The 15291-nt window shown below is 42.3% G+C and carries 16 protein-coding genes; 1 reads left to right on the forward strand and 15 read right to left on the reverse strand.

Annotation, left to right across the window (positions count from 1 at the left end):
- Positions 1 to 5: 5 nt before the first annotated feature.
- Together KA713_07380 and KA713_07385 are read right to left on the reverse strand one after the other, a co-directional pair.
- Entirely contained in the window at positions 6 to 1232 is a 1227-nt protein-coding gene (locus tag KA713_07380) for a hypothetical protein (GenBank protein ID UXE68389.1), read from the reverse strand.
- Positions 1233 to 1302: 70 nt separating this feature from the next.
- Positions 1303 to 1476 carry a class I lanthipeptide gene (locus tag KA713_07385; protein UXE68390.1) on the reverse strand — a complete coding sequence of 58 codons (174 nt, stop codon included), beginning with the start codon at positions 1474 to 1476 and terminating at the stop codon, positions 1303 to 1305.
- Positions 1477 to 1777: 301 nt separating this feature from the next.
- Between KA713_07385 and KA713_07390 the strand changes: the two genes are divergently transcribed.
- Positions 1778 to 1900, forward strand: coding sequence for a hypothetical protein (locus KA713_07390; protein ID UXE68391.1), 123 nt, complete (start codon positions 1778 to 1780; stop codon positions 1898 to 1900).
- Between the two features lie 65 nt (positions 1901 to 1965).
- Here the strand turns inward: KA713_07390 and KA713_07395 are convergent, their stop codons facing one another.
- From KA713_07395 to KA713_07455, 13 genes are all read right to left on the reverse strand, one after another.
- Positions 1966 to 2274, reverse strand: coding sequence for a nucleotidyltransferase domain-containing protein (locus KA713_07395; GenBank protein ID UXE68392.1), 309 nt, complete (start codon positions 2272 to 2274; stop codon positions 1966 to 1968).
- Complete coding sequence (locus KA713_07400; GenBank protein UXE68393.1) at positions 2250 to 2645, reverse strand: HEPN domain-containing protein; 396 nt, start codon at positions 2643 to 2645, stop codon at positions 2250 to 2252. Before KA713_07400 ends, KA713_07395 begins: the two co-directional genes overlap by 25 nt.
- A gap of 13 nt (positions 2646 to 2658) precedes the next feature.
- Complete coding sequence (locus KA713_07405) at positions 2659 to 3987, reverse strand: HlyD family efflux transporter periplasmic adaptor subunit (GenBank protein UXE68394.1); 1329 nt, start codon at positions 3985 to 3987, stop codon at positions 2659 to 2661.
- A 72-nt stretch (positions 3988 to 4059) separates the two neighbouring features.
- Positions 4060 to 4827, reverse strand: coding sequence for a succinate dehydrogenase/fumarate reductase iron-sulfur subunit (locus KA713_07410; GenBank protein ID UXE69068.1), 768 nt, complete (start codon positions 4825 to 4827; stop codon positions 4060 to 4062).
- Between the two features lie 29 nt (positions 4828 to 4856).
- The gene (locus KA713_07415; GenBank protein ID UXE68395.1) at positions 4857 to 6779 is read right to left on the reverse strand and encodes a fumarate reductase/succinate dehydrogenase flavoprotein subunit; all 1923 of its coding nucleotides are present in this window, start codon (positions 6777 to 6779) and stop codon (positions 4857 to 4859) included.
- 40 nt (positions 6780 to 6819) lie between these two features.
- The gene (locus tag KA713_07420) at positions 6820 to 7497 is read right to left on the reverse strand and encodes a succinate dehydrogenase cytochrome b subunit (protein ID UXE68396.1); all 678 of its coding nucleotides are present in this window, start codon (positions 7495 to 7497) and stop codon (positions 6820 to 6822) included.
- A gap of 284 nt (positions 7498 to 7781) precedes the next feature.
- Positions 7782 to 8126 carry a 50S ribosomal protein L20 gene (gene rplT, locus KA713_07425; GenBank protein ID UXE68397.1) on the reverse strand — a complete coding sequence of 115 codons (345 nt, stop codon included), beginning with the start codon at positions 8124 to 8126 and terminating at the stop codon, positions 7782 to 7784.
- Between the two features lie 110 nt (positions 8127 to 8236).
- On the reverse strand, positions 8237 to 8437 hold the full coding sequence (rpmI, locus tag KA713_07430) for a 50S ribosomal protein L35 (protein UXE68398.1): 201 nt from the start codon (positions 8435 to 8437) through the stop codon (positions 8237 to 8239).
- Between the two features lie 29 nt (positions 8438 to 8466).
- The gene (gene infC, locus KA713_07435; protein UXE69069.1) at positions 8467 to 9057 is read right to left on the reverse strand and encodes a translation initiation factor IF-3; all 591 of its coding nucleotides are present in this window, start codon (positions 9055 to 9057) and stop codon (positions 8467 to 8469) included.
- Between the two features lie 191 nt (positions 9058 to 9248).
- Positions 9249 to 11186: a threonine--tRNA ligase gene (gene thrS / locus KA713_07440; GenBank protein UXE68399.1), complete on the reverse strand. Its 1938-nt coding sequence runs from the start codon at positions 11184 to 11186 to the stop codon at positions 9249 to 9251.
- A gap of 72 nt (positions 11187 to 11258) precedes the next feature.
- On the reverse strand, positions 11259 to 13781 hold the full coding sequence (locus KA713_07445) for a carboxypeptidase-like regulatory domain-containing protein (GenBank protein UXE68400.1): 2523 nt from the start codon (positions 13779 to 13781) through the stop codon (positions 11259 to 11261).
- Positions 13782 to 13883: 102 nt separating this feature from the next.
- The gene (locus tag KA713_07450) at positions 13884 to 14531 is read right to left on the reverse strand and encodes a YdcF family protein (GenBank protein UXE69070.1); all 648 of its coding nucleotides are present in this window, start codon (positions 14529 to 14531) and stop codon (positions 13884 to 13886) included.
- A gap of 28 nt (positions 14532 to 14559) precedes the next feature.
- On the reverse strand, positions 14560 to 15240 hold the full coding sequence (locus KA713_07455) for an RNA methyltransferase (protein UXE68401.1): 681 nt from the start codon (positions 15238 to 15240) through the stop codon (positions 14560 to 14562).
- Between the last annotated feature and the right edge of the window lie 51 nt (positions 15241 to 15291).

A 15291-nucleotide genomic window follows, 5' to 3' on the forward strand; every position in this document is an offset into this window, starting at 1 on the left:
TCGTTTTAAAACCACATGAAGAGCGAACTCCACATGTCTGTAGTTGAAGTATCCAATATGGCATGATGAACAAGGCCGACTCCGCTAGCGCCCTCTAAAAGAGTTAACGTAGGTCGTGGTTGAACTGGATTATCATGAATTTTTTCCATTGTATAACAGCCAGCACAAGGATGCTCATGCGGATTCGTAACCCTATCCAACAAATGTTGATGCCAAAATTTGTAAGCCTCTGCTAATAGAGGACTCTTAAAGAAATTGTATAGATAAAAGTAGCTGTATGTGATTCCTGCTAGACCGTGGCAAATACCACAGTCAAAAATAAGGTTTTCATAAGATTGGGCTTCATATTCAAGTGTTCTTCTTTCAAAGGTCGAATTACATATTGTTAATGCCTTGTTAACTAAGGCAGGTTCGTTTAGTGCTAAACCAGCTTGTAGGAATGCTACTGCTGAGCTCAAATCTCCATAGCACCACGCAAGGCGATTCATCCTATTTTCTGAAAATCCATTTTTATCAACGGTACATGGAAATCTGGAATCTAAGTTGCTCGAATTCTCGTGATCCAAGTACCACCTTATAATTCCTTTAACAACTTCTTTGTATTTATTGGAAGAATCATACACGCGAATCACTTTGCTTAACAAGCAGATTACTGCAAGTAGCCCATGGGCCATCCCAAGGTTATATGGATAAACACCAAAGCCAAATTTTTCTTCCCAAACATATTCTCTGCGGTTTAGAACCATATTGTCCAATAATCTTCGACAAATAGTATCTATTATTTCATTACGCGTAGGGGAAGGAGGTATGTCAAGATAAATATTTGCAATGCCTGTAAGACCATAAAGCAAATCATATCCTACGAGGTCATATACTTCAGATGTTTTTGATACTTCTTTAAGTATAGCAGAATCGATATCGTTTTCTATCTCAGTAGAATCAATGACATCAAAATTTTTAAAGACATTTAGTGTATGACGCAAGCCTGGAAGTCCCTCTGCTAGGCTCAGCAATAATGCTTTATTTTCAAAAAAATTAAAAGAGTTAATTGCCTCATTTAGTGAATCAACACCGTATTCAAGAATAAAATTGTCAGAGGACGATTTATAATCAACTAGGCAAAAAATAGACTTACCTAATTCTCCGTTTAAAAGCCCTGGTCCAAGATCATGGGGGGAGGCAAGTATTGCTTGCTTAATCCTTTGTATGTCATTAATAACTAATCTTTTCAAAAGAAAATAAAATTATTTGGAATAAGCAAAAAGGAGAAGATACATTCTTCACCCTTTTGCTTAAGAGTGTTTAGCAATAATGGCAAAGACCACCGTGTCCGCCAGCTTTAGAATTATTCTTCTGACATGAGCTGTAGATTGACAAACTGCAAGTAAATGAATACCCACCCTTTACATGAACCATCTCCTTGTTACCCAACTCAGTGACACTAAGCTTGTTTAATGATAACTTTTTCTTTTCCATAAATAGAATTGTTTTTGTTTAACCCGCTTTCTCGGTGTGGCTTTACCGATAAGTAGGACTCAGCCTGCTTACAGTTCAAAAGTAAACCACCACATTCCGATAATACCGAACCAATAACAATTCTGGTATTGCTTTTGAAACTATTTATTACATAGGGTGTGTCGCAAAAGCTCTGTTGTCCAATTGTACTGGAAACCAACTTTTTACAAAAAATCACGACTTCTCAAAAAGTCCATGGTGTGTCTCAAATCATCTACGGATGCAAGAATCAGATTTGCTAGCCAGTTATCTCCACATGTCTTTGAATAGATTTCTAGGCTCGAAGCAACGCCAACAAAAAATGGTCATTTATGATTTGCTTCGCCAGCACTATTGTTCTGTTTTGGCAAGGCAATCCGATGAAGCCTTATCTGGCATGAAGTAACTTTCTAAACTGATAAAACACCCGCTCCAATACCCTCAAATCCTCGGTAATAATTTCAGTTTCGCCTAAATCTCAATCCCCTCTTTTGCTATGTGGGCAATAAATTCATCACCATCCGTAAATTGTTGAAATGAATAAGGGTGTGTCTCTATCAATGGATAGCGTATGTTCACTTTGGTGTATTGTTTAAGGTTGGCAAAAATATCATCTGTAAATTTCTTGGACACCAACAGCAGGTCAATGTCTGAGCCATCGTGGGCTGTCCCACGCGCATACGAGCCAAAGAGCATGACCTTATCGAAAGTCACCCCGATCATTTTGCATTCTTGCACAAACGCATGAGCAGTATTTATAGCAGTTTGTTGAGTAACCATTGTTGTAATTGTTTGGCTTGGTCTAGTTTGTGTCGCGCGAACGAGGCAGTAGAAGCTTTATGTAGTTTTGAAATTTGCTCTGGGTAGCGGCCTTCGATTTGAAAGCGGTTTAGTTCCAGCAGGAATTCTTTTTGGTCATCGGTAAGCTCAATAGTTGTTTGTGATAATAGAAAAATGAGGTTGTGGGTTTTAGGTGGAATATTACTTTCGTTTGAATTGATCCAATGCGCTTTGCTCACCTTCTCTAACGACAAGTGTGCAAAGAACAAAGCATGAAGGTATTTTTTGCCAGTGAACAAAAGCTCTGTTGATTCCCAATCATCGTTTGATTGATTAACCCAATGTGTAATGTGTTCCTCTTTTGTTTTCACTTCTCAAAGCTACTTATTTTGTTGCAATCAATTTCCTAAACTGATAAAACACTCGCTCCAACAACCTCAAGTCCTCCGTTATGATTTCTGTCTCCCCTTGTAACTGCGGCCTAAAGGAAAGGAGTTTGTTATGTGTGCTGTTCATTCCTTGGCGTAAGCTGATCGCCACAGTGTAGTTTTCTTTATCGGGCACTTCAGAGATAGACTCTATTTCCCCCTGCAACATACCAAATTGCTCAAAAGGATAATTGGATAACCGGATATTTACCGCTTGCCCAACTTTTACTTTGCCTGAGCCTAGCACAGGCAGTTCTGCTTTTGCTATTAGTTTATTTGAAGTAGGCAACAACGCAAACAAAGGCTTGCCACTTTCAATGTATTGGTCATTTTCTATAAAGCCCAGGTAGGCAACCGTGCCATCCGCGGGAGCGGTAAAAAGGAAGTTCTCTTTCCATGCTTTTAATCGCGCAGCTAATTCTTTAATGGCATTGTCCGCAGATGTCTGCAATTGGCTTTGTTCTTTGACGCTGCTTATTTCTAGTTCAGTTACTTGTTTCTCTAGGACATCGGCTTGTAGTTGGTTAGAGATAATGGAAGCTTCCATGCCCTTGAGGCCGCGTTGCTGTAGCAGGTGGGCACTTTTGCTTTTGTTGAAATCAAGCGGAGCAATCACCTTCTGCGCAAGCAAGATGGAGTCGGCCTTAAACTGTTGGTAGCTTAGTGCTCCTTCCTGTTTCATCAAGCTCAGTTGCTTTTGCAGATTTCGGTTAAGGTTTTTGTAAGATAATACTTGCTTGTTTAAATGTGCGATCTGTTTTTCGTGGAGTTTGGTCTCCGTAAAGGCAATCAAGTCTTGCAAAGATTTAACGGTTGCATTCACATAGCTCTGTAAATCGCCTGCTTTATTATTTTTATCAAGTGCAATAAATAAATCGGTGGTGTTGGTATTTGCTTCGTAGCTAGTGAGTGCTGCCTCTAAATAAGCCATATCGGTAAGAGAGGCATTGGTTTGTAAGTGGGCAATCAGATCATTTTTCCGGGCAGTCTCATTGGCCTTTTTCAAAAGAGTTATTTTGCCAACAGCCCGGCTCACCAGGTTAATCGGGGCGGGGTCGGTGGTTACCACCACTTTGGCCTTTATCACATCGGGGTATTTCACAAACCAACTGATGGAGAGCAGCACAACAAAAAGAAAGAAGATCAGCCCAATGCCCCAGCGGATCAGCCCGCCCGGCATTTGAGTGATGATCTCTTGTACTTCTTCGCTGCGCAGTTCTATATTATTTTCCATCGTAAATAAAATATACAAGATAGCAAAGCTGGTGCTTATTTCTAATGTCATAAGTTGATAACAAAAAAACCAACTCCTTTCGGGGCTGGCATTTCAATACTTATTGGTTTAGTAAAAAACTAACTATCCTACTCCCCCACCTGACTCAACTTCATACGAGCTAAGCATCGAACCAAAATACTCGCGGTTCATGCGAGCAATGTTGGTTACGCTAATTCCTTTGGGGCATTCAGCCTCACACGCTTTGGTATTGGTGCAAGCGCCAAAGCCCTCGGCATCCATTTGAGCAACCATTTTCTCTACTCGCTCTTTACGCTCTACTTGGCCTTGCGGCAACAAAGCAAACTGAGAAACCTTTGCACTTACAAATAACATCGCGGACGCGTTTTTGCAAGCCGCCACACATGCACCGCAACCAATACAGGTGGCAGCATCAAATGCCTCATCTGCTATTTTTTTAGGAATCGGTATTTCGTTGGCATCAGGCACTCCGCCTGTATTTACATTTACATAACCACCCGCTTGTTGAATTCTATCAAAAGCAGTACGGTCTACCACTAAATCTTTTACTACAGGAAATGCCTTTGCCCTCCACGGTTCTACCGTAATTGTTTCACCGTCTTTAAAAGTGCGCATGTGCAATTGGCAAGTGGTAGTTTGCAACGGTCCGTGCGGATGACCATTGATGTACATACTGCACATACCACAAATACCTTCGCGGCAATCGTGATCAAAAGCAATGGACTCCTCCCCTTTTTTAATAAGGTCAGTATTTAAGACATCCATCATCTCCAAAAAAGACATGTCGGGTGAGGTATGAACAGCATAGGATTTAAAGCCTCCTTTGGTTTTGCTGTCCTTTTGTCTCCAAACTTTTACGTTAACATTCATATCTTGGTCAATTGTCAATAGTCAATAAATTATTTGTAGCTGCGTTGCGTCAGCTTAACATTTTCAAATTTCAATTCTTCCTTGTGCAACACTTCAGGTTGATTTTCCCCTTTGAACTCCCAAGCGGCTACGTAAGCGTACTCATCATCTTTGCGCATGGCTTCCCCTTCGGGGGTTTGAGATTCTTCGCGGAAGTGGCCTCCACACGATTCGGCACGGTTCAACGCATCGTCTACCATCAATTCTCCCAATTCAATAAAGTCCGCCACACGGTTGGCTTTTTCTAATTCTTGGTTAAGCTCGCTCGTGGCACCCAATACATTCACGTTTGTCCAAAATTCAGCTTTCAAATCTTGTATGATTTTCTTTGCTTTTTTCAACCCTTGCTCGCTGCGACTCATGCCACAGTACTCCCACATCGTTAAACCCAATTGGCGGTGGAACTCATCCACGGTTTTCTTTCCCCGAATACTCACCAATTTTTTCATGCGCTCTTCTGATTGCTGAATGGCGTCTTTGAAGGCAGCATGTTCGGTGCTAATTTTATCTGCCCACCCAATGGTTGCCAAGTAATCCCCTACCGTGTAAGGAATCACAAAATAACCATCGGCCAAGCCTTGCATCAACGCACTTGCGCCCAATCGGTTTGCACCATGGTCAGAGAAGTTGGCTTCGCCCAAAGCATAAAGTCCAGGAACATTTGTACTTAAATTATAATCTACCCATAAGCCGCCCATGGTATAGTGAACAGCCGGGTAAATCATCATAGGCGATTTGTAAGGATTCTCTCCTGTAATCTGAGCATACATATCGAATAAGTTGCCATACTTGGCTCTTATGGTATCTTCCCCATCGCGTTTAATAGCATCGGTAAAATCTAGAAACACCGCTAAACCAGAACCTACCCCACGGCCTTCATCACAAACAATTTTCGCATTGCGTGAAGCCACATCACGAGGCACCAAGTTTCCAAACGATGGATATTTTCTTTCCAAGAAATAATCTCTCTCTGATTCTGGGACTTTCATCGCCTCCAAGCCTTTCAAACCTGGCATTGCTTTCTTTGGCACCCACACCCTACCATCATTGCGAAGTGATTCTGACATTAATGTCAACTTCGACTGATGATCGCCTGAAACCGGAATACAAGTTGGGTGTATCTGTGTAAAGCAGGGGTTGCCGAAAAGAGCTCCTTTTTTGTGGGCACGCCAAGCAGCCGTTACGTTTGAGCCTTTGGCATTGGTTGATAAATAAAAAACGTTTCCATATCCACCCGTGCAAAGCAACACAGCATGCGCACTGTGCGATTCAATTTTTCCGGTTATTAAATCGCGCGTGATGATGCCTCTCGCCTTGCCATCAATCACCACCACATCCAACATTTCGCTGCGATTGTACATTTTTACTTTGCCGTTGGCAATCTGACGATTCAACGCTCCATAGGCACCCAATAACAATTGTTGCCCGGTTTGGCCACGCGCATAGAACGTCCTTGACACTTGCGCTCCACCAAAAGAACGGTTGGCCAGCAAGCCCCCGTACTCGCGTGCAAATGGTACACCTTGTGCCACGCACTGGTCAATGATGCTTACGCTGGTTTCTGCCAAACGATATACATTTCCTTCGCGTGCGCGATAGTCACCACCTTTTATCGTATCGTAGAACAAACGATAAATGCTATCGCCATCGTTTTGATAATTTTTGGCTGCGTTAATTCCACCTTGTGCAGCAATGCTGTGGGCTCTGCGTGGGCTATCTTGAAAACAAAATGCTTTTACATTATAACCCAATTCGCCCAGCGAAGCAGCAGCCGATGCCCCGGCCAAACCCGTGCCAACGACTATTATGTCATACTTCCGCTTGTTGGCGGGATTGACCAACTTCAAATTGAATTTATGTTTCGTCCATTTTTCTGCTATCGGGCCTTCTGGAATTTTTGAATCGAGCTTCATGGTCAACAGTTAAATGATTTTAATTTTTTTCTTTCCTTTATTAAACAAAAAACATCCAAATCGGAATGAGTGCAAACAAAGCAGGAACAATAATTGAAAAAGCTTTGCCAACAAAATTAATAACAGGATTATACTTCATATGGTTTAAGCCAAGTGTTTGAAAAGCGCTAATAAATCCATGCCATAAGTGAAAGGCGATGGCAGCCATGCTGAAGCAATACAATGCCACATACCACCATTGCTGAAAGGCTGCACTAACCACGGTATATAAATCTTTTACTTCCTTCTCACCATACGTTTTATAAGTCATCGAGCCAAAGTGCATTTGACCCCAGAATTGTACCATGTGAACCACCAAGAACACCAATATAATGGTACCCAAAATTCCCATGTTACGAGACGACCAGATCGAAGATTTTGAAGAAGTGACCGCATATCCTTCGCTCCCGCGAGCTTCTCTGTTTTTTCGCGTAAGCAAAATCGCCCAAATAATGTGCCCTATAAAGAAGGCATAGTTGACGTAAGCAATGGTTTTGATGAGCGGATTGGTCGTCATGAAATAAGCGTACACGTTGAAGGCTTCGCCCCCGTCATCTTTCAACAACTGAAGATTACCTGCGAGGTGAACGGCCAAGAAAAGAATGATGAACAATCCCGTTAAGGCCATTACCACTTTGCGGCCAAGGGTGCTTGAAAATAAATCAATAAACCATTTCATAGTTTTATAATCGGTATGCAGATTTTTTATTGAATCAAAAGTAATCCGCAAATGAATACTAAACAATGAGAATTATTGAATTCCCGCCATTTTTCGAATAGTGTGCTGCATGAATTATACCCTTTTGAAAGATTTTCCGAAGAGTTACTAGCTAAAATATTGACCTAAATCTGTTTATCGGTAACTCCAAAATAAAATTCTAAAAGCATCTTGCAAACTCAGACTCAAAAAAAAGAGAGGCTATCTCATTTTTGAGAAGCCCCTCTTTTATGGCTGAAATGTTTCTACTTCAACTGCTTCACCACCGCTTCAAAAGCAGTTGGGTGATTCATTGCTAAGTCGGCAAGCACCTTGCGGTTAAGGTCGATATTGGCCTTCTTTACTTTGCCTATGAACTCAGAGTATGACAATCCGTGCAAACGAGCACCGGCATTGATACGTGAGATCCACAACGAACGGAAATCTCTTTTCTTGGCTTTGCGGTCGCGGTAAGCGTACACCAAACCTTTTTCGATAGCGTTCTTCGCTACCGTCCATACATTTTTCTTACGACCAAAGTAGCCTTTGGCCAATTCCATGAATCTTTTGCGCTTGGCGCGAGATGCAACACTGTTTACTGAACGTGGCATAACTTTTAATTTTTTGACTGTTGGCGCTCTCTATGTTTCAGAGAATCTTAGTTGCCAAAAATCGGGTTGAACATAAAACCTACACTTCAAGGCCATTGCCTTGAATATCGTTAAAACGAATACGGAAGCATTGGCTTGATGTTGGACTCATCGCGCTTGTTCACGATGGCCTTCTTGGTCAATCTTCTTTTTTGTTTCGTGGTCTTTTTGGTAAGGATGTGGTTCTTAAACGCATGCTTGCGCTTGATTTTACCCGTGCCCGTTACTTTAAATCTTTTCTTGGCACCTGATTTGGTTTTTACTTTCGGCATTTTATTTACTCGTTACTCGTTAAAAATTTCTATTTACCAGCTTTGCCCTTGGGAGCCATCATCAAATACATCCGCTTACCTTCCAACTTGGGCATCGATTCTACCTTTCCCCATTCTTCCAAGGCGGTTGCAAACTTCAACAACAAAATCTCGCCCCGTTCTTTATACACAATTGAGCGGCCGGCAAAATGCACGTATGACTTTACCTTCGCTCCTTCTTTCAAAAAGTTTTCGGCATGCTTTACTTTAAAATTGAAATCGTGGTCATCGGTATTTGGGCCGAAACGAATCTCTTTTAAAATGGTCTTTTGGGCATGCGCCTTAATCTCTTTCTGCTTCTTCTTTTGCTCGTACTTAAACTTGCTGTAGTCAACAATCTTGCAAACGGGAGGATCTGCATTGGGAGAAATCTCAACCAAGTCCAAACTTTGCTCTTGTGCCATTTTAATGGCTACAGGTGTGGGATAAACATCCACTTTAATGTTTTCACCTACCACCCTTACCTTGGGGGCAAGAATTCTTTCGTTTACGCGATAGGGTTCTTCTACAACTCTGCGTGGACCTCTTACATAAGGCCTTCCTCCAGTGTTACTTGGGCGATTACCGCCACCTTGATATATTGCCACTCCTTGGGTTTAAGTTCTTAAAATATTAATGTAAAACAGTCTTCCTAACGGCAGACAGGGCTGCAAATATCGGTATATTTTACTCTTTTCAAAACTGAATTTTTTGCGTTTGGGTATTGGGTTGTTGGACATTAATATTTGGCTGAACCCTAACTCCTAAGTCCTAACTTAATAGGCTCTAACAATTAGCCGGGAAGTCCAAATTCCTTTGAAAAAGTGCCTACAAACTCGGATAAGGCCATCGCTCCTTTATCTCCTTCACCATGCTTACGCACCGAAACTTTTCCCTCTGAAGCCTCTTTTTCGCCCACAATCAGCATAAAAGGTATCTTGCTTACTTCTGAATCGCGAATCTTGCGACCTATTTTTTCATCCCTATCATCCAAAATGCCGCGTACATCGCTTTGCTTCAGGGTGTTCACCACCTCTTGTGCGTAGTCGTTAAACTTTTCTGAAATCGGCAACACAGAAAACTGAACGGGCGCCAACCAAAGCGGGAAATTGCCCGCACAATGTTCAATCAAAACCGCCACAAATCGCTCCAGCGATCCAAACGGTGCACGGTGGATCATCACGGGGGTGTGCTTCTGATTGTCGGCTCCCACATATTCTAACTCAAATCGCTGCGGCAACTGATAATCTACTTGTATAGTGCCCAACTGCCAGCTTCTGCCCAGTGCATCTTTCACCATAAAGTCAAGCTTAGGGCCATAGAAAGCGGCTTCTCCTTTGACGGCAACAGTCGTCAATCCGCGTTCGTCAGCAGCTTCTTGAATTTCACGCTCGGCTTTTTCCCACAGCGCATCTTCACCAATATACTTGGCTTTGTTCTCGGTATCGCGCAACGAAACCTGGGCAGTATAATTTTCAAAACCCAACGATTTGAAAACAAATAATACCAAGTCAATTACTTTAACAAACTCTTGCTTCACTTGATCGGGTCGGCAAAAGATGTGCGCATCGTCTTGCGTAAAGCCACGCACACGGGTGAGGCCGTGCAATTCGCCACTTTGCTCATACCGATACACCGTACCAAACTCAGCATAGCGAATGGGAAGATCTTTATATGACCGAGGTTTAGTTTTATAAATTTCGCAGTGGTGCGGGCAATTCATCGGCTTCAACAAAAACTCTTCGTTCTCGTCTGGCGTGTGGATGGGTTGAAACGAATCTTTGCCATACTTTTCATAATGGCCAGAGGTAATATATAATTGCTTGCTGCCGATATGTGGCGTTACTACAGGATCATACCCTGCGCGCACCTGTGCCCTGCGCATAAATTGCTCTAGCCGTTCGCGCAGCACGGTGCCTTTCGGCAACCATAGTGGTAAGCCCATGCCCACTTTTTCTGAAAAGGCAAACAGCTCCAACTCTTTGCCCAACTTGCGGTGGTCACGTTTCTTGGCCTCCTCCAGCATGTGCAGATATTCTTCGAGCTCTTTTTGCTTGGGGAAGGTGATGCCATAAATGCGCTTAAGCATTTTATTTTTTTCGTTGCCCCGCCAATAGGCCCCGGCCACATTCAATAACTTGATTGCCTTGATGGGGCCAGTAGTTGGGATGTGTGGCCCTCGGCATAAATCCACAAAGTTGCCTTGTTTGTAAAAGGTAATGGAGCCATCGGCTAAGCCATCAATCAATTCTAATTTATAAGGATCTGCTTTTTTAGTAAAGTAATCTAACGCCTCCGCTTTCGATACATCACTCCGAACAAAGGCGTTGTTTTGTTTCGCCAGTTCGATCATCTTTTTTTCTACCGCCAACAACTCTTCATCTCCAAAAGGAATGTCTCCCAAATCCACATCGTAGTAAAAACCATTTTCGATGGGCGGACCAATACCGAATTTCACTCCGGGGTACAATGCCTCTAATGCTTCGGCAAACAGGTGAGCACTCGAATGCCAGAAAGCATACTTGCCACCTTTGTCGTTCCACGTAAATATTTTAATCGAAGCATCGGCATTGATTGGGCGGCTCAAATCCCATATCTCGCCATTCACTTCAATAGAAAGTGCATTGCGCGCCAGGCCTTCGCTGATGCTTTGCGCGATTTCAATACCTTTTATGTCTTGCGGAAATTCTTTTACACTGCCATCGGGCAATGTGATCTTAATCAAACTCATGAACCTTTTTTTAGAACCGCAAATATGGTGGTAATAGTTGTTTTGCGCAAAGGGTGAATTTCATCGTGCAAATCACAACTGAAACTGTACAGAGAAGAATACACCAAAATTACGGGTTTGATCATCACTTAAATAAGAAAGGCGATGAATAAAATCTACACGCAAAAATTTAAAGATGTTTTCAATGCCATAACCAAGTTCCATATATGGTTTGTTGGGGTCTAACCTCTTCGCTTGCACGTTAGGCAATTTCCCAGAAGGTTGCACTACTTCTGCAAAGTTGGTAAAGTTGGCATCACTCATAGATCCTACCAACATATTGGCTGTGGCCAAAAAGCGCCATTTCAATCGCTGAAGTAAGGGGATTTTGTTGGACAGAAATCCTTCTAAGTTCTGTCGATATTGAATCGAGCCATATCGATCGCTGGCAAATTCGCCAAAGCCAACCAAATTAAAATTGACAGGGGCATAGATGTACGATTCGTTACCAAGATGAACTGAAAGCAAAGGAAAAGGCAATGTGCCAAATACTTTTTCGCCAGTGATACTGATATAACCATTACCCAGAGGGCCCATTTTCATTCGTTTGGTCATATTCAATCGAACCTTATCGTACTCAAAATCGCTGCCAGCAATGCCTTTAAATCCATGCGTGTAACGGAAAGTAAAAACAGGCCACTTCTTTTGCTCTAACCCAATCCTGTCGTTGTCATTTTGCAAATAGATTTGATCGCGCGCATAGCGTGTTTCTAAAAAGATCTCCGATGTTTGAAAGTTGTTGTTGACAATGTCGAGATTTGGATCGACCACGTAGCCAAAAGTGAAAGCCGGATCAAAATTATAATAGCGCATCGCCACACGTTGCGTAAACCCTTTAAACAACTCTCGTTCAAGTGTCATCCTGTACTCATCGTAATAAAATCCAGCGCGGTAATTTCCCCATCGACTGGCGAATAGAAACAATGGGAATTCAGAAACATAGTCCTCATCTAAACCTAATCGGCCAACTTCATGCCGCGCTCGAAAAGTAAGTGATGTCCAACGCCTTTTCTCAAAAATATACTTGGCAAAGGCCGTGTACTTCAAGCGCTGGTCAAATCGCTGCGGATCAATTCCACCAAACCCATAAGCCAACTGCGCGCCCAACACCCACTTCTTACTAAATTTAATATTGGTTTTAAATCCAGCCTGCAAGCGAAATCCTTCAAGGGTATTGATAGCAAATAAACCTAAATACGGCCCTACAAACACTTTCCCTGTTTTATAATAGCCATTCAACACTACCTTCACAATATCAATATAAGACTTTACAATTGGGATGGATTGAATGGTATCAATCATGTGGTACACACTTTTTTCAGTGTTTGTCAATGGTTCGTGGCGAAGCGAATCCCATACCTTGTCATCTTCTTCTAGTTTCGCATCTTCGTTCAGGACAATGTTTTGATCGTAAAACTTTACTTGCTTGGGTTGATTGAGCACAAAGTTTTTATGGCTCATATAAAACTTTGCCAACATGCCAGTGGTGTTGGCCGTCAGTTGCCCAACGCTGATTAGCACCCTGCTTTTTACCGGAAGCCATGCTTGATCTTGAATTTTTTCGTAGGTATGCTGAATTCTGATCTTATCTATAAAGTTGATGTTGGCGGTGCTACCAATGCTAGCATCAATTTGTTTGAGTGCGTAACCATCTTTGGTGATGAACATGGTGCCGCTAAAGGCCAAGGCTTGTGCATCTCGTGGGAAAAAGTCTAGGCGATAACAATAATAACCATCTACCATTAAGCTGTCTGACAAATCATAATCGTAATACAACCGCCAGCCATCAGCAATAGGCGATACCAATTGCTTGCGGCTAAAGTTGAGCCAGTTCATGTAGAAGTTATAGTCTTGAAGGGAAGTCCCTACCAACTGGGTAATCATCGCACCGTCTTCTACACCCAAACCATTCACTTTCGATTTAACAATGACTTCCGTCTTTAGCTGTGGATCACTGCGGTAGTAGTTTTTAGAAACTGTTTCGGAAATAAACAAAGGCAAAATGGCCTTACCATCTTCACCGGCAATGCGATCGAGGCTATCCAATACTTGAGAGATTTTTTTCATTACTTTGCGCTCGCGCATTTTATCCGAAATCTTGTCTGCATCAATCTCCATTTTGGCGTAGGTATCATACTCAAAAGCAGTCAGGTTGCGTTTGTCGTTTTTGCTTTTGTTGTCAACCACTTTTCGCAAGATTTCGAAAGCTGGATTTTCGCCCGCCTTTACCACCACTTCTTGTAACTTGGTGGTCTCTTCATCTAATTGAAAGTTGATCACCTGGGCAACACCCTTTTTCACAACCTTGGTTCGGGATTTATACCCGATATAGGAGGCCATTACTGAATCGGTAGGGTTATTTGTCTTGATTTTGAAATTGCCATCGAAATCGGTGGTGGCACCGATTGAAGTACCCTTGAAAATTACGTTGGCAAATGGAATCGGGTCACCTGAACCAGCGTCCGTGACTTTTCCTGTAATAATTGTCTCTTGCCCTATTACAAAATTTACAAAGAAGAGAAAAGAAGATATAGTTAAGAGAACCTTTCTACGCACAAAGCACCGTTTAGAAAATCAATAAACCGCAAATGTAAAAAATTAATGGAAACGAGACATCTTGATTTTGGTTGTGAAATCAATCAAAAAAATTCCGTGTTATCAGATTGTTAAGGGCTCTTTGTTCCCCAAATGCCGCGGCTCAGTTTTGAAAACATATAAATCTAGCACCGCCTTAGCCCGAGCAAAATATTCACGCATATAAACAGAACTCTTGGGAAATTCGGTGTGCGTTTCGAGCGCCACCGCATCGATGCCAAAATACCTGCTGATAAAAATTGCTCGATAACAATGAAAGGGTTGCGTAACGATAACAATTTTGCTCTGACCAAAAATTTCTTTGCACCTCACAATAGAATCCAGGGTACGCAGCCCTGCGTAATCTAAGGTAATGCAGTTGGCAGGAACACCAGCTTTCATCAACGCCTTACGCATCTCTTGTGGTTCGTTATAATACTTGGTTCGGTTATCACCACTCAACACGAAATGCCTTGCCTTCCCAAGGCGATATAACTTGGCAGCTTCACGAATGCGATCTTCAAAAAAAGGATTGGGCGAGCCATTGGTCAATCGGCTGCTGGTGCCAAGCACTAGTGCCAGGCTGCTATCAGGAAGCTTTTTGTAATCGGTTAGGATTAGGCGTTGCGTGCTAGAGACAACCCATATGTTTGAAACCAACAACATAACGACTGCTGCCACCAAACAAATACCTAATATCTTTGCAATCCTATTCACGATTTTTCCCCTCATCATTCTACTGATTAAAGCCATTGCAAAATTAGGCAATCGAGCGGAGAAATTCTTGCTCAATAAGATCTGACCTGCGAATGGATTTTTTGAGCCATTGCAAGCGGATGATTTGTTTCTCCTCTTCACGTAACTGCCACATCGTGTTTGACAAGCGGAGTTTAGGAAGCAACGTGCTTAAGCAAATGGCAGCACTTACGGAGATATTCATGCTTTCGGTAAAGCCAGCCATGGGTATGTGTACTTTTCTGTCTGCGTGCTGAAGTGCATACTCAGAGACACCTTCCTTTTCATTGCCCATCACCAATGCAAATTTTTCTTCGATGGGTATTTGATGGATTGGCAAACCATCTACGGCAGGGTCGGTAACATATATCTTGTAACCAGCCGTTCTTAAGTGGGTGAAACATCGCTCTATATTATTGGCCTTTTTTTCTTTGTAACGAACAATGTCAATCCATTTGTTGGAACCTTTCAGCACATGCTTGTTGACTTCATAGATGTTATCATTATCTACTACATGTAAATCTTGCATGCCCATGCACTCGCTGGTACGCACCACCGCACTGATATTATGCGGTTGAAAAATATTTTCGAGAACCAACGTAATGTGACGCGTTCGCAAGGATAGCACCCGCTCCAACGTTTCGCGTCTGCGATCGGTGAGGTAGTGTGCTAGGTGATCGATAATCAATTGCCGCTTTTCATCCATCTCCAAAAATAAATAACCAGCAAGAATAACTCTAATTCTTATTTTTGTTCG

The organism is Chryseotalea sp. WA131a, assembly GCA_025370075.1.
Classification (GTDB): domain Bacteria; phylum Bacteroidota; class Bacteroidia; order Cytophagales; family Cyclobacteriaceae; genus ELB16-189.